Source organism: Marinifilum caeruleilacunae, assembly GCF_013141825.1.
In the GTDB taxonomy this organism is placed as follows: Bacteria; Bacteroidota; Bacteroidia; order Bacteroidales; family Marinifilaceae; genus Marinifilum; species Marinifilum caeruleilacunae.
The window spans coordinates 1-23,003 of sequence record NZ_RZNH01000041.1 but is presented as its reverse complement, the minus strand read 5'-3'; the positions used below and the strand labels follow the sequence as shown (position 1 = coordinate 23,003).

General features: G+C 34.7%; 11 protein-coding genes, 1 tRNA gene and 2 pseudogenes. 4 read left to right on the top strand and 10 right to left on the bottom strand.

The window, feature by feature from the left end; translation table 11 throughout:
* Window positions 1-26: 26 nt before the first annotated feature.
* From ELS83_RS18450 to ELS83_RS18420, 9 genes and pseudogenes are all read right to left on the bottom strand, one after another.
* Window positions 27-1,811, bottom strand: coding sequence for a RagB/SusD family nutrient uptake outer membrane protein (locus ELS83_RS18450; RefSeq protein WP_171597018.1), 1,785 nt, complete (start codon window positions 1,809-1,811; stop codon window positions 27-29).
* A gap of 19 nt (window positions 1,812-1,830) precedes the next feature.
* Window positions 1,831-4,947 (bottom strand): SusC/RagA family TonB-linked outer membrane protein, encoded by a 3,117-nt coding sequence (locus ELS83_RS18445; RefSeq protein ID WP_171597017.1) that lies wholly within the window; start codon window positions 4,945-4,947, stop codon window positions 1,831-1,833.
* A 1,724-nt stretch (window positions 4,948-6,671) separates the two neighbouring features.
* Window positions 6,672-10,748, bottom strand: coding sequence for a hybrid sensor histidine kinase/response regulator transcription factor (locus ELS83_RS18440; RefSeq protein ID WP_171597016.1), 4,077 nt, complete (start codon window positions 10,746-10,748; stop codon window positions 6,672-6,674).
* Between the two features lie 195 nt (window positions 10,749-10,943).
* On the bottom strand, window positions 10,944-11,171 hold the full coding sequence (locus tag ELS83_RS22735; protein ID WP_171597015.1) for a T9SS type A sorting domain-containing protein: 228 nt from the start codon (window positions 11,169-11,171) through the stop codon (window positions 10,944-10,946).
* Window positions 11,172-11,366, bottom strand: coding sequence for a hypothetical protein (locus ELS83_RS22110; RefSeq protein WP_216616694.1), 195 nt, complete (start codon window positions 11,364-11,366; stop codon window positions 11,172-11,174).
* A pseudogene (locus ELS83_RS22730) lies at window positions 11,363-11,680 on the bottom strand (hypothetical protein); the annotation flags it as partial. The pseudogene ELS83_RS22730 and the gene ELS83_RS22110, both read right to left, overlap by 4 nt.
* A 150-nt stretch (window positions 11,681-11,830) precedes the next feature.
* Window positions 11,831-12,583: pseudogene (locus ELS83_RS22105) on the bottom strand (sulfatase-like hydrolase/transferase).
* 144 nt (window positions 12,584-12,727) lie between these two features.
* Complete coding sequence (gene bglX, locus ELS83_RS18425; RefSeq protein WP_171597014.1) at window positions 12,728-14,959, bottom strand: beta-glucosidase BglX; 2,232 nt, start codon at window positions 14,957-14,959, stop codon at window positions 12,728-12,730.
* 30 nt (window positions 14,960-14,989) lie between these two features.
* The gene (locus ELS83_RS18420) at window positions 14,990-15,829 is read right to left on the bottom strand and encodes an alpha/beta hydrolase (RefSeq protein ID WP_171597013.1); all 840 of its coding nucleotides are present in this window, start codon (window positions 15,827-15,829) and stop codon (window positions 14,990-14,992) included.
* Window positions 15,830-19,111: 3,282 nt separating this feature from the next.
* Here ELS83_RS18420 and ELS83_RS18415 point away from each other — a divergent pair.
* Both ELS83_RS18415 and ELS83_RS18410 read left to right on the top strand, forming a co-directional pair.
* A tRNA-Arg gene (locus ELS83_RS18415) sits at window positions 19,112-19,185 on the top strand.
* Between the two features lie 254 nt (window positions 19,186-19,439).
* Window positions 19,440-20,654: a site-specific integrase gene (locus ELS83_RS18410; protein WP_171597012.1), complete on the top strand. Its 1,215-nt coding sequence runs from the start codon at window positions 19,440-19,442 to the stop codon at window positions 20,652-20,654.
* Window positions 20,655-20,716: 62 nt separating this feature from the next.
* Here the strand turns inward: ELS83_RS18410 and ELS83_RS18405 are convergent, their stop codons facing one another.
* Window positions 20,717-20,950 carry a helix-turn-helix domain-containing protein gene (locus ELS83_RS18405; RefSeq protein WP_171597011.1) on the bottom strand — a complete coding sequence of 78 codons (234 nt, stop codon included), beginning with the start codon at window positions 20,948-20,950 and terminating at the stop codon, window positions 20,717-20,719.
* 178 nt (window positions 20,951-21,128) lie between these two features.
* Here ELS83_RS18405 and ELS83_RS18400 point away from each other — a divergent pair, with 178 nt between their 5' ends.
* Together ELS83_RS18400 and ELS83_RS18395 are read left to right on the top strand one after the other, a co-directional pair.
* Window positions 21,129-22,085 carry a hypothetical protein gene (locus ELS83_RS18400; RefSeq protein ID WP_171597010.1) on the top strand — a complete coding sequence of 319 codons (957 nt, stop codon included), beginning with the start codon at window positions 21,129-21,131 and terminating at the stop codon, window positions 22,083-22,085.
* Between the two features lie 63 nt (window positions 22,086-22,148).
* Window positions 22,149-22,865: a hypothetical protein gene (locus ELS83_RS18395; protein ID WP_171597009.1), complete on the top strand. Its 717-nt coding sequence runs from the start codon at window positions 22,149-22,151 to the stop codon at window positions 22,863-22,865.
* Window positions 22,866-23,003 lie beyond the last annotated feature (138 nt).

Genomic DNA, 23,003 nt, shown 5'->3' with positions numbered 1-23,003 from the left:
TTTTAATTGTCAAAATCCAGTTTTCATTACTCCCATCCAGGATTTTGTACTAATCCATACTCTTTATTCACCTCATCAGAAGGGAAAGCACTTAAGTACCATTTAGGCGACCAGAATTGTTGCCAATGGCGAGACGGGCAATCGAATAATTCCCTGGTGTAGACTCCATCAGATTCCTTATATATATTAGTACCATGCAGATTTTTCGTAAAGTCTCCTTCCCTTTTCCAACGAATCAGGTCAAACCATCTCACTTCTTCAAAGCCAAACTCTTTGGCTCTTTCCTCCAACACCGCCTCTCTGAATTCCGTTTGTGATAAACCGGATGGAAGCCCTGCCAAACCAACACGGGCTCTTACTTTATCGACATACTCATAGGCTTTAGCCGTTGGGCCACCATTCACTTCATTTAACGCTTCGGCTGCGCTTAGATATATTTCTGCCAATCTTAAATAAGGCCAATGAACAACCGAATAAAGAGAGGTTGAATAATTTCGTTCCAAAAGGAATTTTCTTAATCCATACCCACTCTTAACTCCAGCTGAATTTGTAGTTTTTCGTTCCCGTCCACCTATCCATAATTCGGCAGTACGACCCTTGTAACTATCTCCGTCCACCAAAACAGTTTCGTATAATCTGGGATCGCGATCGACAAAAGGATTATTAGCATCGTAGCCCGAAGAAGGATTAGTAATCGGTAATCCATTCGACATACCAAACATATCTATATATTCCTGCGTTGGACAGCCTGCACCATAACTACCTGCACTTTGATAGAAATAATAGTATTGGCTCCAATAACTATAAGAGGTATATGAATAACGCGTGGAAATCAGAACTTCACCATTTCCACGGTCATAATAGGCATCCTGAAAGTCCTGCCTGTATTTCCCAGTATTTACTAGACCATACCCATGCCCTTCTGCTTCCCGAATTAAATCTTCTGCTGCTTCAGCCGCATCATTCCACAAACTCTCATCCTTGCTGCCGAACCAAACCATTTTCTGCTGGGCTGCCTCTCCGTCCAGATAAGGTACATCATCATTAAACAATGGACTTGCGCCAAACAATAGCATACGGGCTTTTAGTCCCATGGCAGCTGCTTTGGTAAATCTTCCGTCCCAATTACTGCCATCTTCTATGGTCCAGGGTAAATCCGGAATTGCTTTATCAATTACACTAACTATTGAATCGAGCGTTGCCCTTGCCGTAGAACGGGGAAGATAAGTATCTTCATCTGCTGCATAAACATGGTTAACCCAGGGTAAACCACCATAATGCCTATACATATCAGAATAATGTAATGCGATAATCATTCGGGCTTCAGCCTTCAATTGATCAATATATTCAGGTTCACCATCCGGTATCTGATCAGCATTTTCTATGAAGTTCCATCCTATCCTAATTCCTTCCCATGTTTCTTCTATAGTATAGTGAAATTTGGTTTTTGTAGTAATATAATTATCCGAGTCATAATTTTCGAAGCCTGCTGTATATTGTCCGTTATAATATAATTCATTAGCCCCTGCCCACGATAAATAACTGTGGTTTAAATCAGTCAAGCTCTCCAGAACATCCATCCCTAATTTATTGCTTTTTTTGTCCCAGTTTACATTTAATCCATAAGGAAGTGTGCTATAGCCTTCCCAGAGATAATCCTCTGCATACTCGAGTCTCGAAAATATAGTATCTCGGTTAACACTCAACGTAGGAGGGTTCTCCAATGCTTCATCTCCCAATTCAAGCTCCTCGCAACTAAATAACATAAAGCTACTTAAGCAAAAGAGTATAATATATTGATATATCTTCATTTATTAAATATTTTAGTGATTAGAAATTGACTTTTACCCCTACGTTATAAATCTTCAGCAATGGATATTTTGAATCATCAGCTGTATTAGATTCAGGATCTGCAATATCCAAACGGTCAAATGTTAACAGGTTGGATCCGTTCACGTATGCCCTGAATGTTTTTATTCCAAAAGATTCTAAAACACCTCCTTTAAAATTGTAACCTAATTCAACATTCTTTAAACGTATATAGGAAGCATCCCTGACCCAAAAATCAGAATTTTGGGTATTATAAGCACTATTAACCAAGGTCAGGCGCGGATAAGATGCTTTATCTGCTGTTTCCGGTGTCCATCGGCCATCAGCCATATATTGTAATAGCGAACGATCATTGGTTGCTCCAAAAGCATCCCGATATGTTTCTCCCAACTCCCTAGAAACATTTGTTGCCCCGGTCCATGACATCGTAAAGTCAAAACCTTTATAACTGCCACCTAAGTTTAGCCCAAAAATATATTCCGGAGTACGGGAATAACCATGATATCTCATGTCGTAGTTATTAATCACTCCGTCGTTATTTAAGTCCTTATATTTCATATCTCCTGGTTGTAGTCCGGAGTCCGCATAAGTACTTGACGAAAGATCTTCCTCTGTAATAAAACCATCGAAAGCATAACCATAAGGTGTGTTCACCCGATGACCTGTTAGATGCATGTAAGTTTCTGGTTGTTTTACCTCGTCAAGCTCCAATATTTTATTGCGCGCAAAGGATACATTGGCATTGACCCAATATTTAAAATCAGCGACATTATCCCTCCATTTTACTTCAATTTCATAACCCTTGTTTTCCATTTTACCCAAGTTTACAGGTACCTCATCATAAGCCGTATAATCAGGTGTGGTTTGTCGCAGCGCTAGGATATCGTCCCTTTCTTCCCAGAACAGATCAACATTAACCCCCAATCTGGAATTAAAGAAATAGGTGTCGATACCAATATTCTTTTTGTGGGCAGTTTCCCAGGTTACGTTTTTATTTCCGATAGACATTTCTCTTGCGGTACTTTGATTGTTCGGATTATCTGTTCCGAAATTATAACCTCCTGAAGCTAAATCATATGGTCCACTTAAATATAAAAAACGTGAAGTATTATATTTATCATTACCTACAATCCCATAAGAGCCCCTAATTTTTAGATAATCGATAAAGTCAAGATTCTTCATAAAAGATTCCTCAGATACTACCCAACCAATAGATCCAGCAGGAAACCATCCATACCTGTTATCTTTATGAAAATTTTCAGAGCCATTATAACCAACATTAAACTCTGCTAAGTACTTGGTTTTAAAGTCATATGCAATACGCCCCACAACACCGACAACCCCGGTGGGAATATCATCATAATCCATATCAGATCCCCAGGAAGTTGTAGGATAATACGTTTTTCGTTGGTTATAAAGTAACAAACCAGCCACATTGTGATCCCCAAACTTTCTATTATAATTAAACCCAAAATCGGTATACCAATTCCGCCATGTCTTAGATGTCCATTCACTGTATCCCAGATCACCTTCTTCACCTTCGCGTCGGTATACCACTGTTTTATCATTCGGTGTGGTGTTATATTGTTGATAAAACTCACCATTCTCGGTCAAGTGTTCTTTAAAATATGGTGTATAGTATTCTTTTGTTGAACTGCGGTATTTTGTGTGTTTATAAGTAGTATTATACGAAAACTTGATCCTAAATTTCAATCCTTTAGTTAGCATATCAAGTTTTTGCTTCAGGTCAATATCAAAATTCAGCGTTTGAGTTGAAACATTGTTATATCCTCTTCCATAAAAAGGGGTAAGCCCTTCCTTTTTATCTGCGTCGGGTATATATGTATCATTGGCTTTAATCCACTTGTCATCAACAATTCCTGGTCCGGAATAAGGAACCGCCCAATAGATGTTACGGAACAAATAATCAATGCCGTTTGAGGTATTCGGTTCATTTTTATCTCCAATCCTTCCCCCAATCGTAACACCTAAATCCGTGGTTTTGGTTGCCTTGATATCGATATTTGATCGGTAATTATAGCGCTTATATGAAAAATTATAATCATGGTCCGACTCAAAGGTTTTAAACAATCCTTCCTGATCCAATATCCCAACAGAAACAAAATATTTAACCTTTTCCTTACCTCCGCTAATACTTACATTACCTTTATATTGAGTTGCTGAATTTTTTAAAATATAATCCACCCAATCTGTGTTGGAATAAATTAAAGGATCAGAATTCGTTCTGAAAGCTTCCACCACGTTAGGTTGAAATTTGTAATCAGTTTCAGGTTCCCCATCATTTGCTTGTGCTTCATTATAACGCATTGCATAAGTATAACTGTCTGCAAAATCCAATAATCTGGTAGGTATTTGTAGACCGGTTGAAACTGAAGCTGAAATTTTTGCTTTGCCCTCTTTACCTCGTTTAGTTGTAACGATAATAACGCCATTTGCCCCCCTGATACCATATACCGAGGTTGCCGAGGCATCTTTCAGCACCGTAATACTTTCTATTTCATCGGGATCTAACTGCGTAAATGACCGTTCCACACCATCTACAATATAAATGGGACTTGAATCATTAAAAGTACCTTGTCCCCGGATATAAATTTTAGGATCATCAGCTCCAGGCTGGCCAGAAACCTGTACGCTGGATAATCCTGTAACTTTACCTGCCAAAGTGTTGGCAACTGAAGCATTGGGTGATTTTAATAACTCTTCCGAACCAACACTACTAACAGATCCAGTTATGGTCATTTTTTTCTGTGATCCATAAGCCACAACTTGTACTTCTTCGATATCCATTGTTTTTTCTTCCAAAACAACATCAATATAGGCAGTGTTTATAGCCTTTTCTTTTGTTTTCATTCCAATAAAGGAGAAAACTAAAGTTTGATCCATGTCTGCAGATATAATAAATTCACCAGCAATATTTGTAATTACTCCATTGGTTGTCCCTTTAACAACTACTGATACTCCAGGTAAGGGATCATCATTAGAATCAGTTACTTTACCTTTCACCTGCATTTCCTGTGCCACAACATTGTAGCTGCAAAAAAGCCACAAAGCAGTAACAAGGCTTATTAGTTTTAGATGTCTTAGCTTTTGTTTCATATAACTTCAACTGATATTTAGTTATTATTTCTTTGAATTAACAGTTACTTAATCGATAAATTAAGCATTAGGACTCTTCTGATATTTTAAATGACAATAATATAGAATTATATACCGTACTTTTATTTTTTTCCATTATTAAACTTTTCATAGATTTTTTTTTTCATTGCTCTTTGATTTTATGATGCTTCATTATTTAACAACCGAAAATTCACACTTTTAAATATATTTTTCCAGTTTAAAATTTTCAAGAAAAGGGGAATATAGCTTCATAACCAAGTGGTCAATATTCTCAAAAAAAGAGGCATACATCACCATCTATCCATCATATAAGACTCTCTTTCATTTCATTAACCGTTTTTTTTGAAGCATTTAATTGGAATGTTATTTAACACAAGTAACCGTTGCACAACCAAGTAATATTTCAAAAAATAAGATAAAATCCTTAAAAGTAAGTGTGTTCACAAGCTTTTAAGGCTTTGTTTTTTTGCTTGATTGTATTTGTGTTTTAAGTTATTGAGTGCTTAAATCACTTCTAATTAAATCAAAACACATCTTTAAAAACAAAAATAGAACAACAATGGCCTGATATGTCATTGTTTCAGCTGTTTTACTCATAAATTTTATCAGTTTTTTTTAAGATTATAGGCAGTTGCCGACATTTGCATTACCTTGTTGGCCTGAGCAATTCCTATGGTGTTAATTTTCCGAAATCCTTTAAACTGACTTAATGTTACGAAAATAGACTCGACTATAGATTACTGTTTGCCTTTCATGTATTACCCAAACTTGCTCTGCACTCTTTTGTTATTACGTTTGGGCTGCTCAACTTATAGAGTTATTGCAATCTGTTTTTCATCGCTTTTGCCCAGACTCTTTTTCTTGATAGAGCAATTTTACAATCACTTTTATTGGTCAGAGAATTATACTGCAAAAATTTGGTTACCATTCTTCGTTTACGAAAAGTAACTTTCCTCCGCCAGTATTTTTCTTCCTTGCAGAATGTAAAGCCTTCGGGACCGGCCTTTTAAGTTTTGTGTGGAGTAATGTAACTGATAATGATTCTCTTTCAAGAACAGCATAGTCTTCTAAGCTACCGTAACCAGCATCAGCCAAACGAGTTGACCGCAACATAGCTTGTTTTTTCAACCTGTGTTTTAAGCGCTTTGAGGCATCTTGCAAATTTTGATTGTCTTTTTTGTCGGCTAGGTATGCTTTTACATCTGTTATCACATGATTATCTGCACCAACACTGATATTGTATAGAAAATTCTGCTTTCTGACCTTACAGGGTTTTACACTTATTCAGATATCGGGATCGGTACGACTTTAATGGTTTTTGTTATTGATATACTTAGCGCCTTTGTTAGTAGATCCCGGACGTTTATCCTGATTCTTTTGCCAGTTTCTATTGCGAGAGTTGAAAGCTGGAAAATACCTTCTCTTGATAAAGCTTATTCCCTTACATTTTTGTTACAAGTTAAGCTTATATCATTGCTAACTAAACTTATTATTATTGGATTTACGAACAAGCTATCAATAGTTGTGCAACAGGCACACAAATTGTAATTTAATAGGAACACATATTAAAATAGAGCATATTAAATTTTGGCAATATAGATATGAAAAGAAGCTATAGAATCTTAAGTGTCTCTTTTCCAAAAGCCAACATTGTGATAAAGATTAATCTACAGAGTAAATGAATATACCATTTAATCCTCGCACTATGCTTTTTGCTCTTTTCTATATTGCAAAGGATTAAGTTCAAAAGTGGCTCTAAATATTCTCCTAAAATTTTTCAGATCTTGATACCCTACTCTTTCCGCTATCTCAGAAACGCTTAATTCTGTTTCGGCCAATAATTTGGCAGCATGTTTTATTCTTATATCACGAATAAATTCACCCGGGGTTTTTTTTGCAAGTCGTTTGGTTTTTCTGTATAAAGTAGACACGCTCATGGCCATCTCATCGGCTAATAGGTCAGGATCAAAGCTAAAATCACCGATATGCTTTTCGATAAATACTATCGCTTTATCTAGGAACTCACCTTCCTCAGTGCTAATTTCAATATCATGTGGCTCAAGAAGTACTTTTTTAGAGAACTTTAAGCTTAGTTTTTCCCTGCTGGCAATTAGCAACTTTACCTTTTCAATGAGCAATAATGGGTCAAATGGTTTTGTTAAATACACATCGGCTCCTTTGCGAGCCCCGAACAACTGATCCTGAGTGTTTACTTTGGCGGTTAACAAAACAACCGGAATATGTGAGATGATATCATTGGTTTTGATTCTATGACAGAGTTCGAAACCATCCATAAGCGGCATCATAACATCCGAAACGACTAGATTCGGCATATGTTCGATTATCTTATTATAACCTTCTGCTCCATCTTTTGCCTCCACAATATCATAAAACTCAGATAAAAGATCGCCTACATAATTTCTCACTTCTTCATTATCCTCAACCACAAGCACTTTAGCCCCCTTTGTACCCGTATTTAAAGATCTTTTATTAGCATTATGATAAGTGTAATGAGCAATGCTTTGCTGCAAATAATTTGGATCAACCTGTTTAATATCATCCTCTGACAGATGCTGCCTGCCTTTTTTAAGAATGACGGTAAAAGTAGTTAACCCACCGGGTGCACGTTCAACCTTCACTTCACCTTTATGAAGGTCCACATATTTTTTAACCAAGGCCAAACCAATACCTGAACTACCCATATTATGTGTTCCCACAGCCCGATAAAATCTTTCAAACAGATATCGCTGTTCAATTTCGTCAATTCCTTTACCATCGTTTGTAATGTTAATAATAAACTCTTTATCATTTTGCGAAAGCATTAACCTAACATACCCCGGATTAGCAGCAAACTTAATAGCATTTGATAATAGATTATTAATTATCACTCTCATAAACTCTGCATCGAAATACACTGAGGTATCTTTTGCTTTATATACTTTCTCAAAATTCACATTTTGCGTATGAATCAAATCCTCAAAAGCCTCAGTCAATCTATCTATAAAGCTAACTATTTCATTTTCTGAAGCTTGCAACTTTAGTTTGCCAACTTCTGCTTTTCTGAACTCCAACAATTGATTTACCAAATTATATAATCGGCTCGTGTTTTGATAAATCAGCTTGATTTTATCCTCTACGTAATCAGGAGACAAAACACTCTTGTCTTTGTTGAGCAATTCTTTTACCGGTGCTAAAATAAGCGTTAATGGAGTACGAAGTTCATGTGATATATCGGTATAAAACCTCAACTTGTATTCATTCGCCTCTTTATCTTTTTCGCGGAGTATTTTTTCCATACGTGCCTGATAAGCCAACCTTACCTGCTTTCTGCCTACAGATACAATTAAGACAACCACACCAAAAATAATAAGGATATAAATTGCAATCGCATAGACTGTTCTCCATGGCGCTGGCAAAACTTTAATATTCAATAAGCGTTCGGTATCGCTCCAAACACCGTTGCTATTGGCACCTTTTAAATGCAAAATATAGTCCCCCGGACTAAGGTTACTGAAAGAAATATGTCGTCTTCTTCCTATATAAATTGTTTTATCATCTCGGCCTTCCAGCCAATAAGCATATTGGTTGTTTTCAGGAGCTTTAAAGTCTAATGCTGAAAATTCCAGGGAAAACTCTTTCTCCTTATGCGATAAGGTTAACAATTTCAGCTCATTTATATGAACAGGCAAAATCCCATCACTTGATACTGAAACATCTTTATTCATTACTTTAAAATCTGTGATCACAAGTGGAGGGATCGACTGATTATCTTTTATATTGTCTGGATGAAAAATGGTCAGATCAGAGTGGGCTCCAAAATACATTAATCCATCCTCATTTTTATAACACGAAGATTCACAAAAATTCAAGCCTCCAACCCCATCCGCAACATTATAATTCCTAATTTCTCCGTTACTAACACTTAACTTTGAGAGACCTGCATTAGTACTTACCCAAACATTGCCTGAATCATCTGAAAGAATGGCATTTATGTAATCATCTGAAAGTCCGTCTGTTTTTGTATATTCTTTCATCAAATAGCCTTCGCTACCCTCTGTAATTTTATTCAAACTACAAGGCGTACCAAACCACAAATTATTGTTTTTATCAATGTGGCTACAAAGAATAATATTACACATCGTTTTTTTAGCATCAGTCAATAATAAATCCAACGATAATAATACAGAATCAACAGGTTGATAAAGATATAAACCATTATATGTGGTCACCCATAAACGTCCAACTTGGTCTTTACATAGTGAAGAGATTTTAATGCTTCCTATATTGCTTTTACTTTCCGAACGCCTAATTTTTTTTGCCAACTGATATTTACCTTGTTTATTGTCGAACACGAAGAGCCCTGTTTGCTGTGTAGCGATCCAAAGTTCATCATCATAATTTTTGAAATCCTGGGCTTTTAAAACATTGTGCAAATCGGGACTATTGAAAAAATCAGCAGCATGAACCAAAACCCTGTTACCGTTAGGACCATCTGTAACAACGTAGATTCCGTCCTCCATACTCACCCACAAATTCCCTCCTTCATCCTGAAAAAGACACTTAACAATCTCTCCCTCTACACTTTTTAGGGTTTCTTTATGTAAATAGCCTACCTTTTTAAAACCGACATCCTTTGATTGAAAAAACAATCCGCCACCTTTTGTTCCAACCCACAACACACCATCAATGTCTTCAATTACTGCACTCACATGTTGATCTTTTATATTATTCCAATTCAGCGACCTAGCAGTTTCAAATTTGCTTTTATTGGACAACCTGACTACTCCTCCCCCATTGGTACCGATCCATATAGCGTTGGTTTGATCCTGATAAATATCTAAAATAACATCATAGCTAATGTTGGAGCTTATCGCATCCTTGGGCTCTATTTCAACTTTGGTAAATAATTTATTTGTTACATCAAAATAATATAAACCATTCCCCCAGGTTCCTACCCAAAGGTTCCCTTCTTTTTCTTCCAATAATGAATATGTGTTGATTCTGTTAACACCTTTATTATCCGGGAGGTTAAATTCCTGAAAAGTCTGACTGGCTATATTATATCTTATCAATGGTAATTCCCACCCTACAATCCAAACGTTTTCTCCGGTAGCATCCAGCAACATTTTGGTGACTTCATGATATTTATTCTTAAACAAGACAGCTTTAATTTTCCCATCTTCCCTCAAATATCTTAAACCATATGGTGCTCCCCAAAACATAATACTATCCCCTAAAGAAACAATAGAGTTAACACGTCGTCTGGCAAAATAGGGCATTAAAGAATCTTTGTTAACATTCCATTTATGCATTCCGTTTTGCCAACTTCCCATCCACATGTTTCCTTCAACGTCTTCATGAAATGACAATACGCGAGATAGCTTATCACTTTGCTCTTTATGAAGGTGATAAAAATGTTCCTTTTTACAATCATATATTGAGTAACCTCCCGACTTAGTACCAATCCAAATGTCACCCTTTCTATCTAAATAGAGTCTTTCTATACTAGGACAATTTAAACTCTTGCCATTATTTTTATCTGGTTTAAAATGTTTAAATGTATAACCATCATATCGATTTAAACCTCCCCTTGTTCCAAACCACATAAATCCATACTTATCCTGAATAATGGAAGTGACTTCATTCTGGGATAAACCATCTTGTACAGACAGATAACTAATTTGATACTCCTCAGAATGAACACGCAAAGAATTGACTATCAACAATATAGTAAATAAATAAATTCTATATTGATGTATTAAATAATGGTCACCTTTCATGCGTTTTTATTTAATTTGTTTATAAATGACTTTTAAAACATATACATATAAACTCGATTACAAATATACATTTCTTAAGAGCTATAAACAGAAAAATCCCAAAATAATCGATAAATGATAGGTCTCGGTGTTTAATTTTAACTATTTAACCTGTTAGTCTAAATCCAATTTTGATTATTTATTCATTTACCCTAATTATTTAAAAAACTGGTTCTGTATTTTTATAAAGTAAACACCTAAAGCTAAACCAGACATATTAAGCTGATCTTTCTTAGTTCTAATCATTCCATTTAATACAACTTTTCCTGAAGCAGACATAATTTTATAATGAACATGGCTAGAATAATTATTTTCAATGGTAATAAGAGATGATGTAGGATTAGTATACTCATTAATATCATTCTTAATTAGACTTTTAAACACTTATTTACTTACCCTTCCTATTTCCCTATTTCCTTTTCCGGTTTTCATGTTCATGTGTAAATCACCCAACTCTTCCCTGGCCTCCGTTGCCACTTCTAGAAGTTCCTGAACAATTTCTGGATACAATTCAGCTACATTATAACATTCACCCGGGTCGCGCATTATATTATACAACTCAGGCGATTCCACATTCATTGTGATTCTTGGCCCGCCATAACCATTGTTCTTGGTAATGTTTCATACGATTTGTAGATATGTGGCAACACCAACTTCCAGTTTCCGTTGCGTACTGCATTCAGGTTATTTTTTCCGTAATAATAATACAGTCCTTTTCTCGGTTCTGTACTAAAATCACCTCTCCATAAATCTATCATATTAATTCCATCAATATGATGGTCGGGTAAATCTGCATGTACTATAGATGCCAGCGTAGGCATTATATCAATGGAACATGCCAGTTTGTTGCATACTTTTCCGGAAAGGATATGATCAGACCATTTGATGATAAAAGGAACTCTTTGCCCTCCTTCTCAACTCGTGGTTTTCCCTTCCCGCAACCCACCTGCCGAACCGGCATGGTTACCGTAGTTTAGCCATGGACCATTGTCCGTGTTAAAGATTACAATGGTATTTTTATCGATACTGTTTTTCTTTAATGCTTATATTATCTCACCTACAGACCAATCTATTTCCATCATCACATCACCATACATTCCCTGTGCGCTCTTGTTTCTGAATTTTGAAGATACACCAAGTGGAATATGGGGCATGGGATGTGCAAGGTAGATAAAAAATGGATCCTTTGCATTTTTATCAATAAAGTCAACCGCCTTATTGGTAAATAATGTGGTTAAACTATCCTGCATTTCCAAAGTTTTGATTTCAGCTACCTTCTCATTTTGACTAATTAACGGAAGGTGAGAAAAATTACCTCTGCCAACCCCTTTTTCCCACTGTGTCCCATCTATTTTTATTGGCCACATATCATTAGAATATGTAGTAGCGAAATATTCATGAAATCCATGTTGCAAGGATAAAAAATCTTTTTTATGACCCAAGTGCCATTTTCCGTATGCTGCTGTTGAATAGCCTTTTGATTGAAACATCTCTGCAATCGTCATTTCACTTGGATTAAGACCTATTTTATGGTAAGGAAACAAGGCTCCTGAAAAACCAATTCGGTTCGGATAGCATCCTGTTAACAAACCAGCACGTGAAGCGCTACAAACAGGTTAGGCGGCGTAAAAATTCGTAAACCTCATTCCCTCACCTGCCATTCTATCCAGATTTGGTGTTTCAAATCCTGTTGCTCCATAACAACCTATATCACCATAACCTTGGTCATCTGTAAAAATGATGATTACATTTGGAAGGTCTTTGTTTTTTTTCGTCTTCCCTGATGATGCAAACATGCACGTTATGTTTGATATCCAAAACAATAAGATTCCAATTAATACTACTTTATTATTCATTCCAATAAACTTTAATTTATTACTATTACATTACATGCAGAAACTAAGTCTTCTGCATGTATAGTTTTTTGTCAAATCAATTAACTAACGATAAAAGAAAGTAGTCGACTTACAGTCTGATGAATTGGGTCCGACAAATAAGGTGAACTCTCCTTTTTCAATAGCTGTATTTAGTTCCGCATCGATAAATTTAAGTTTGTCTTCTGTGATGGTAAAAACAGCTTCTTTACTTTCACCTGCCTCAAGATCGAGAATCGCAAAATCTTTTAATTCTTTAACTGGACGCGTTACAGAACACACCTCATCGCGAATATATAGCTGTACAATTTCCTTTCCTTTAACTTCCCCTGTATTGGTTACTTTTATACTTACTTTGATGTTTCCGTCCTTGCCAAACACATCGGAACTTAACTGAATATCCGAGTAGTCATAAGAGGTATAACTGAGTCCATAACCGAAAGGATAAAGCGGATCATGACCTGTATCCAAATGTGTAGTTGTATATCTTGCATACTTACTATTCACTCTATTAAAAGAATGACTTGTCTTTCGGTAATTATAAAAAATAGGTACTTGTCCTTCATGAACAGGGAAAGTTACCGGAAGCTTTCCACAAGGATTAAACTCTCCAAACAAAACATCAGCAACAGCATCACCTGCAGTGGTACCAGGCATCCAGGTTTGTAATACGGCATCAGACTTTTTAGCTACATCCGTTAACACGTAAGGACGACCTGTTGCCATCAAGGTAACTATGGGTTTTCCGGTTTTGGCCACTGCATCCAACAGTTGCTGTTGAGCGCCAGGCAAGCGTAACGAAGCGGTCCCGCCACCTTCTCCACTCATCCAATATTCTTCACCCAATACAATAACGACTACATCAGATGCCTTAGCAACACGCACCGCCTCACTAATCTTCTCTACTCCTGCCACCCTGAAGCTATCAATGTCGCATCCTTTTGCATATTTCAGGTTGTGGCTTTTATTCATTTTATTGGCAATTCCTTCGTAAATCGTGGTCACATCCTTAGCTTCTCCTTTTCCAGACCACCATCCCATCATATCTTTATCGGCTTTTGCAAACGGTCCAATCACAGCTATTCTCTTACCGTTACTCTTTAAAGGAAGTAAATTGTTATCATTTTTAAGCAAGACCATACTCTTCATGGCGATATCTTTTGTCACTTTCAGGTTTTCCGCTGATAAAATTTCCTTTTTTTCACGCTCAACATTGTTATATAAATAAGGATTATCTAGCAAACCAAGTTTTTGCTTCAGTTTTAATACCTGACGAACGGCATCATCAACCTGTTCTTCTGAAATCAAACCGTCGGCTACTAAAGAAGGAATGATATCTACATAATATCTTGACTCCATATCCATATCCACTCCTGTATTCATAGCCATCTGTGTGGCAACGGTATCATTTTCCGCAACACCAATTTTAACCAGGTTTTTAATGGTACCCCAGTCTGTCATAATCAGACCTTTGAAACCCATTTCCTGACGAAGCACATCGTGCAATAAAAAACGGTTGGCCGTTAACGGAACTCCATCATATGCCGTATATGCGCACATTAAACTTGCAACTCCAGCATCAATAGCTGCTTGAAAAGGAGGTAAGTGAATTTCACGTAACTCGCGTTCTGAAAAATCCTGAATATTATAATCACGCCCTGCCAATGAAGCCCCATAACCAGCAAAGTGTTTAACACATGCTAAAATATTTTGATAAGGATTTTGATTGGTTTCCTGAAAGCCTTTCACCCTAGCAGCAGCAACCAGACTGCCTAAATAGGCATCTTCGCCCGCAGCTTCAATAATACGTCCCCAGCGAGGGTCGCGACAAACATCAACCATTGGGGCATAAGTCAGGTGTATGCCCGATGCAGCAGCCTCACGTGCAGCAACAGCTGCAGATTGCTGTATGGCTTCCAGATCCCAGCTGGCCGCTTCGGCCAGGGGAACCGGCGCTATGGTTTTATAACCGTGAATGACATCCTCCTGAAAAAGAATAGGAATACCAAGATTAGATTCTTCAACAGCTACCTTTTGGATTTTTAGAGTATGAGAGGCTCCATTGGCTTTTATAATACTGCCTACTTTTCCTTCGCGAATCATTTGTAGTTGCTTCTCGTTAGGTTCGTTTCTGATAGAAATAAGGTTTAATTGCCCTGCCTTTTCCTGAATAGTCATTTTCGACAACAAGGTTTCTATTTCTTGATCTTGTTTAACATTCTGTTCTCCTGAATTTGGCGTACAAGCTCCCAAAATCAACATCAGGATTACTGATAATTGAATGAATAATTTTTGCATTACTAATATTATTTTATGTATGTTTTAATCTTACTTATTTTTTTGTGCTAGATACTTCTTTTTTAATCTCCTAACCTCTTTAATTAATAGAGGGTATGACGGCTCCGCCATACCACCATGATTGAAACCATCAAGTTCATAAATCCTAGTTTCTTTATGACCTACAACTTTCATCATTCGCATCATGTAAGCATTTTCTTCATATCGACCTAACATCTCTAATTCACGATCCCCAGTAATTAATAATAAAGGTGGTGCATCGGCTCTTACATGATAAAGCGGTGCCATATCATCAAGAATTGGTTGTTTTCCACTGATACCTCTTTCTTTCCTTACTGTAAAATGAGTAATTGTATGGCCACTAAAAGGGATTAATCCGGCTATTCTATTTGCATCAATCTTGTGCTCACCTAACCACCTTTTATCCATCCCAACCATACTGGTTAAATATCCTCCTGCAGAATGTCCAGATATAAAAATCAATGAGGAATCTCCTCCAAAACTTTCAATATGATTGAACGTCCAGGCAACAGCTGCGGCTGCGTCTTCGATATACTTTGGGGCTTTAATTTTAGGGAACAATCGGTAATTAACAGCCACAATGGCAACTCCTTTTTCCTTTAATGCCTCAGGCACAAACTTCTTCCCCGATGTTAATCCGCCTCCATGAAACCAAACGATTGTGCTAAATTTCTCATTGTTCTTTGGATAATAAACATCTAATAAACATCTTTCTTTTATATAGTCATCAGAATTAATTTGCGACTTGCTATAATAAGGTATGTTTTCCTTAATTGCATATTCTATTTTCTTTGCTATACAAAAAAAAGATATGAATAATGCTAGTGTTGTGAATAAGAATTTCTTCATTTTGTATTGATTTAATTATTCAAACTTATTAATGATATACAGTTATTAACTTGGGTAAGTATATTCTTTACCACATGATTAAGTTATGATAATAATTAATTTAAATAAATATTAACATCACCGCAATTACAAATAAAAGCAACAGCCCATATAAAAACATTTTTAATTGCTTTGTTTTCCTTATTTTTTCTTCTATTTGACTTTCCATTGGCTTCATCTCACATTACATATTAAATTTATTGACACTGACTATATGGCTCATTTTTTACAAATTCAAGATTACATCTTTCAAGTCTAAGATATAATGTAAAATCTTTCAGAAAAAGTGGGCTTGTTTGTCAAATAACAAGGGTAAACATTATCAATAAAAGGGGGAAAGAAGACCAATACCCATTGCCATAACACAATAGATCATAACGTTACCTTTTCTACCATAGTCTATCCATAGTTACACTGGAAATAAGTCTAAAATAAATTAAACTAAAAAACTTTCCTTAGCTGCTATAGCTTATTAGGGAAGATTTTTAGAGTTCCTAAATTTATAGTAATATTCTATATCTTCATTCCTTATATACTCTTGCTTATCGCAACAAATTATTCATCATCTCAACATCTTTAAATCTATTAGATTTTAAAACTGCTTTGTTCCTTTAGTACTTTGCAATTATGTATTGATATCTCATTCACAGTATTCAGGTCAATAACTGTTTCATCATTTAAAACACTCTCTGTTTCAAAATTGGGTTCTTGGTCAAATTTGGGGACTTTAAAGTATCCTAATAAATGACAATATAAACATTTGAATATCCTAAATTAAAAGCATCTTTACTCATGATAAACTAAGTTGATTTTAGCATATTTATATATTAAACACCTCATGGGCAACCAAAAATTAAATATCTCAAAAATTGAATTTAATGAACCAAACTTGTAAATATTTGCATCGTTGATAGGTAAGCGTGCACAATGTCCTATGCGTCAAAAATACAGTTTTTCCGTTCATGAACGATACCAAAGAACCATCACAGAGATGTCGACATTTGAATTCAATTTAGTCATCATTTTATTAGTTTGAAAATTCAAAATGTAGAAATGCATATTGTGAGCAAAAAGTATTTACAGAACGACATAGTCACATCGTTTCATAAACTAGGCTCACAAATAGAGTTTAATGATAAATTATCAAAATTCGCAATCGAAATGACTGGTGGCTCTGGTCATAAGTTATCCTAGAAGATGAGGTTAAAGATGAAAGTAAGTAGATTTTTTTCGAAAAAAGAGATTGATGAATCCATCCAATAGAAATTCAGATATTTTGTAACAACATGAAAAAGAAATAGCTGAACAGTATAAAATGAACAATAATAATTCTCAGAACAAAAGAACATTGCAATTGAATACTCTCAAAAATAATTTGCTGCTTATTGCTCTGATGAAGACCTTAAATTACTTTGTCAGTATGTGATTTTATATGCAGAGAAAAATTCATTGCAGAATATAAAACCTATTACAATTAATGGCTTATCAGATCTTGACTTCTAGCATTTCGAATGGAATATCTGGAAACATTTCAAGATTGGAAAACAAGAAGAAATTTCTTTTGACAATTTCCCCAAAACCATTGCTCATTTGGTAGGCGAAGTAGAATAGCTGAAACTTCTTATTGAAAAGAGTCAAACTCCCAGGAATCCAGCAAAACACATCTCTGTAGGTATTGAAAAAGCCTGTATAATTATTGGCAAATCCAAACCCACCACTTACTCAATGGTTCAGAAACGTATGATTCACTGTTACAAAAACTTTAAGAAACTTTACTTTTTTGAAAATGAACTGCTAGAGCAGATTACCAAAGGAAAATGAAAACCATGTATAAAATCGAGATGAAAGCTCAAGTTGATTTCAAAAAACGTCCAGTAAATATAACAAATTGATCTTTTGCATTTTTTACATGTACTTGCATTTTAAAATTCTACCAGACCAAAACTCACCAATCTCATTTTAATGAATGAGAGGTATAAATTGAAAAAGGTAAAGAAACATAAATCAAAGTACAATGGAAAACAATGGAGACTTGCTCATGCAGAACTCAATTTTATGCTAGAAAAATCATTACCAATAAAAAGAGGAAAATTCGGGAACTACATTTTCTTTTTCCATTTGAAATTCCATTTTTAGAAGCTTGTTCATCACCGATGGTACAATTTGCTTGCACAATAAACAAGTTCAAGAGTTTTTATCATTAATAATCATAATTAGCAAATAATACTGGAAGTACTATTATGTAAGTGGCGATTCATTGTTTGATTGGGATTTGAACAAGGGACTACTATAACATGTAAAATATGGTTGAGGAAAAACCATACTTCTTGAAACCTATTCATTGCTTCACATTCACATTGTGAAAAAATTCAACCTGTGAGACCTCTTGCTTTTGTTTATTAAGGATACAAAACTACAAAAGCAAATTCGAACAGAAACAGTCACAAACTTTGTTCGCCTTCAAATGATTATTGATGAGCTAGGACATGAATCTGATACAGTTCAAAGGAAATGGATAGTCATTTTTTAAATTGCATCGGGAGCAGCGGGACACCAATCTTGGTCAGCTAATATATTCATCTTATCATTAGATGTATTCCTCAAAAAACGCTACTGCCTCGATAGTAGGAATTGGCCGTATGGCTAGCGCTGGCAGGTATGATTTAATTATCGTTTTGGGATTAGTATTTTATAATGCCAACTCAACAGTTTTTTTGTTCATTCCTTGTTGCTGGATCAATATATGCAATCATACTAGGTTAAGGATATCTGATTATGCCTAAAATTCAACCATTAGTTGAAAATTTACAGCCTATTAAATCATAATTTCAATTTAGAATTCTCGTTTCCCTATTTTAGTTTACAATATAAAATCATGAGAGAACTATTACTCACCTGATTTTTATGAAATAATTAAAGATTAACACTCTCTCTTTTAAAACTGTTTTAATTTGAAAGGTGTACTCTCAAATGAACAGAAAAATTAAATCTTCGGGAATACCAATAAATATGGTCACTTATATTTTTCGTTCGACTCCCTCCGTGTTCACCAGGAAAAGCTTCAACATTGAGTTGAAGCTTTTTTTATGTCCTTATTTTTTGAGAAAAGAAAAATCCGGAAATAAATGACAAATTAAGTGGCTGATTGTAAAACAAAAAGTCATTTTTTTCGTATTTTTTATTGAAAAGGCTTGCATAAAACAGACAATTTTCCTTATATTTGCACCGCCTTTTTAAGGAAACGGACGCGTAGCATAACTGGATAGTGCACCACATTACGGCTGTGGAGGTTGGGGGTTCGACTCCCTCCGTGTTCACTTGATAAAAAAGCAAAAAATAGAAAAACCTTGTAAACCTAACGTTTACAAGGTTTTTTCATTTTAACACCTTGCAAATAAAAGCATAAAAAGGAATTCAAATGGTGTTTTAATAGGTGTACCTAATATGGCATCAACAAACAACACCTATTATGATTCTTTTTCGCTGATTTACACCGTTTTGCATTTTTCTTTTTAAGACTCTAAAGCTAGTTTTGAAATCACATTTTTTAATCATTTTTAAAACTAGTTGTATGAAACGATCAACATTCTCTATCCTATTATTTATTAGAAGAAATTCAAACCGTAAAAATGGAGAATCTCCAATTTTTGTTCGAATAACCTTAAATGGAAATCGAACGGACATTTCTCTAAAAAGAACTATAGATGCTAAACTATGGGACAAACAAAAAGGAAAATGCAAAGGCAACTCGAGAAAGGCAAAAGACAATAACCATTATATGGATTGTGTAAGAGCTAGAATACTTGAAATTAGATCTGATTTAGAAATAAGAAACAAGCTTACCATTGTCAACTTGAAAAATATATTCTTAGGAAAAGACAAAAAAAATCTTTTAAAGGTATTTCAAGATCACAATGATAAAATGGAAGAACTAATCGGTATTGATTGTGTTAAAGGAACCGCAGAGAAGTATAGAACAACCTACCGTTATACAAAAGAGTTTATAAAGGTTCAATACAAAACAGATGACATACCTCTTAATGAAATTAATCACCTTTTTATCACTGATATGGAAAGATTCATTAAGACAACAAAAAACTGCTCGCATAACACTACAATTAAACATCTTAAAAACCTTAGGAAAATTATTCTAATTGCAATTAAAAACAATTGGATAAATCAGGATCCATATGCGGATATTACATTTAGGCATAAGAAAATAAATAGGGATTATTTAACAAACGAGGAATTAAATAAGTTAATGCAGAAGGATCTTTCTAAATTTGAAAGACTTGAAAAAATTAAAGATGCATATGTTTTTTGTTGCTTTACAGGACTTTCATTTGCTGATGTGAGATCACTCTCTAGTGAAGATTTAGTTCAAGGTGAGGATGGTAAACTATGGATTAAAAAAGAAAGACAAAAAACAAAAATTGAATTTGAAGTTCCTATCACAACCATCCCTGCTAAAATCCTAAAAAAGTATGAAAATTCCCCTCAAGTTCTACTAAGTGGTCTACTCTTACCAATTCCAAGCAATCAAAAATACAATGCTTATTTAAAGGAGATAGCCGACCTATGCGAAATAAATAAGAATCTTAGCTCCCACTCGGCTCGCCACACTTTTGCATCAACTGTAGCTTTAGGAAACAATTTGAATATTAAAGTTATTTCAAAAATGATGGCACATACAACCGTTAAAATGACTGAGCTATATGCTAAACCTAGCGAGGATCTCATTAGTTCAGAAATGAATAAAGTAGAAGAAATATATAAAGCTTCATAGAAAATTTTAAATACCATCAATGAACCGATCAACATATTTTGTTGGTCGGTAGTTTTGGAGAACTATTTTTTAGCATGCTGATATGATTCATAAACCTTATGAATCAATTCTTGTGGAGTAATTTGTAAAGCTGCAGATAATTTGAAAATTGTTGTTAATGTGGGTTGGCGTAATCCTCTTTCAAGCAAAGAAATATATGTTCTATCAAGATTACTAAATTCGGCAAGCTTCTCTTGAGAAATATTCTTCTCAGACCTTATTTCTTTTAAAATCAGACCAAATATATTCTCAAGCATAGTGCACTGTTTACCTTCATTTTTAGAAGTAACTGCGATCAATAGAAGCAATCAATTTTAATTTAAAGCAGTTATCATACTATTTTCAAAAGTAACAGGCTGATTTTTCAATATCCACAGACTATAGTCTGCATTTCTTTTTATATTTGCCGTATTAATGATAAATAATTTCAAGAAAATGACACAAAATACATGGAAACTACAACTCTTTACTGAGGACACGCAGATCATAGAAATCTGTAAGAAGTATTGGCAATTACAAGGTGAGAATCGATTCGATTACCAATATAGTCCTGCTCAAATAGGGAAAATTCATGATATCGATGGACCTAAAATTCCCAAAATTGTCTCAAAGAATAGCCAATTAAAAATCAACTGTGATAATCACGCAATATGTGGAAATTCAATAAGAATAATAAAGGCAAGGCGAGAGATAAAGTTAGATATATTTCAGGAAAAGGGATCTTGTTTATGCGAAACTTGCGAGCGACAAAAAAGATTTGAAAATTTAGAAATATCAAAGGATGAAGCTAAGAGAATGATGAATTATGCTTTTGAGCAAAAAAAGTGGACAATGCTATCCAATAAACAATTGGGTCTATTAATTCTTATCTCTCAATGCCAAACGAAAAAGGATATCGTAAATAACATCTTTAATAAAGTCAAACTCTATAGTATAGATTCAATTATCATTTGGGAATATCTAGAAAGGTTAGATGATTTAAAATTAATTTGGATTGAACGAAATCAAAACCATCAAATCATACATTATCATACCCACCCGAAATTAAAATCAACACTCAAATCACAATTCCCTAAAAGCTTCTCAAAAGATCTTATTCTACAGAATACCGGCCATAATAAAAGTCAGCTGTATATTACATTAGATCCTACACACAATAGAAAATCTAATATCCAACCAATTTACAGCGGTACGCACATTTTCAAATCCGATGTCATTCTTAAAGCAAATAAAAAATACAACTATCAAATTTGGGATAATAAAGATGGTACAGTAGTGTTCCAATTGACAGATCCAGATAACAAAAATAACTATGATGAAAGTAGAGAAATTAAACAAGATGTTGATGATCTCGCTTATAACTACTACATGGACGAATTAAAATTAAACTAATTCCACAAAAAATCAGCATTAAGCCATTTAAGGCCACTAAACATTATACCCAAACTCAATGCAATGAAAAAATTTCTTTTTAAAACTGTTATAATAATTTTACTAGGAGTAATCACGCCTATCGCAATGGCTACAACACCAACAAAGACTAACAAAGAACTTAATTTTAATGTTGAATTTGATTATTCCTTCGAGAACACAATATACCCTTCTTTGATTTTAGGATTATCGAACTATTCTGCCAAAATAAACCAGAGTTTTGGTTTAATTAGTTACACTTTTGATCCTCAAGAAAGTGATTGCAAATTAAAAGTTGTACTTGAGCAATCTACAGTCAATAAAAGAACATTTTTCCAAGAATCATTAATTGCTTCTAACGATACTACATTTTCACCAATGATTAATTGGGATTATGAAAGTTTGAAAAACATGAACAGTCCAGGTAATGTAGATTTAACTTTTGCTTGCTTCTATAATAACACAGAAATCGATCACAAAAATTTAAGGCTCAATTATCGTTCTGTAAACGAATGTATCTATGGTATAATCAATGAAGATGGAACTTATACCGATTTAAAATGGATGTTTGGTGCATATGTAAATGAAGATCACCCAAAAATTGATAACATCTTGCAAGATGCTCTTAAAACCGGATTAATAAACTCATTCATTGGGTATCAAGGAAATTCTGAAGAATCTATTCTACAGCAAGTCTTTGCTCTATGGTATCTCTTACAATCAAAAGGTGTGAAATACAGTTCCATTACAGGCACTGTATAACGTCAAAGCTAATTGGACAAATCGATACCTAAAATTAAGAGATACTTTTTTATCTAACAATAGGTGCATGATACTTAGCTAAAATGCCATGCATAACTATTGATTATAGAGAATTAGCCACGGTCATGGCTTCAGTTC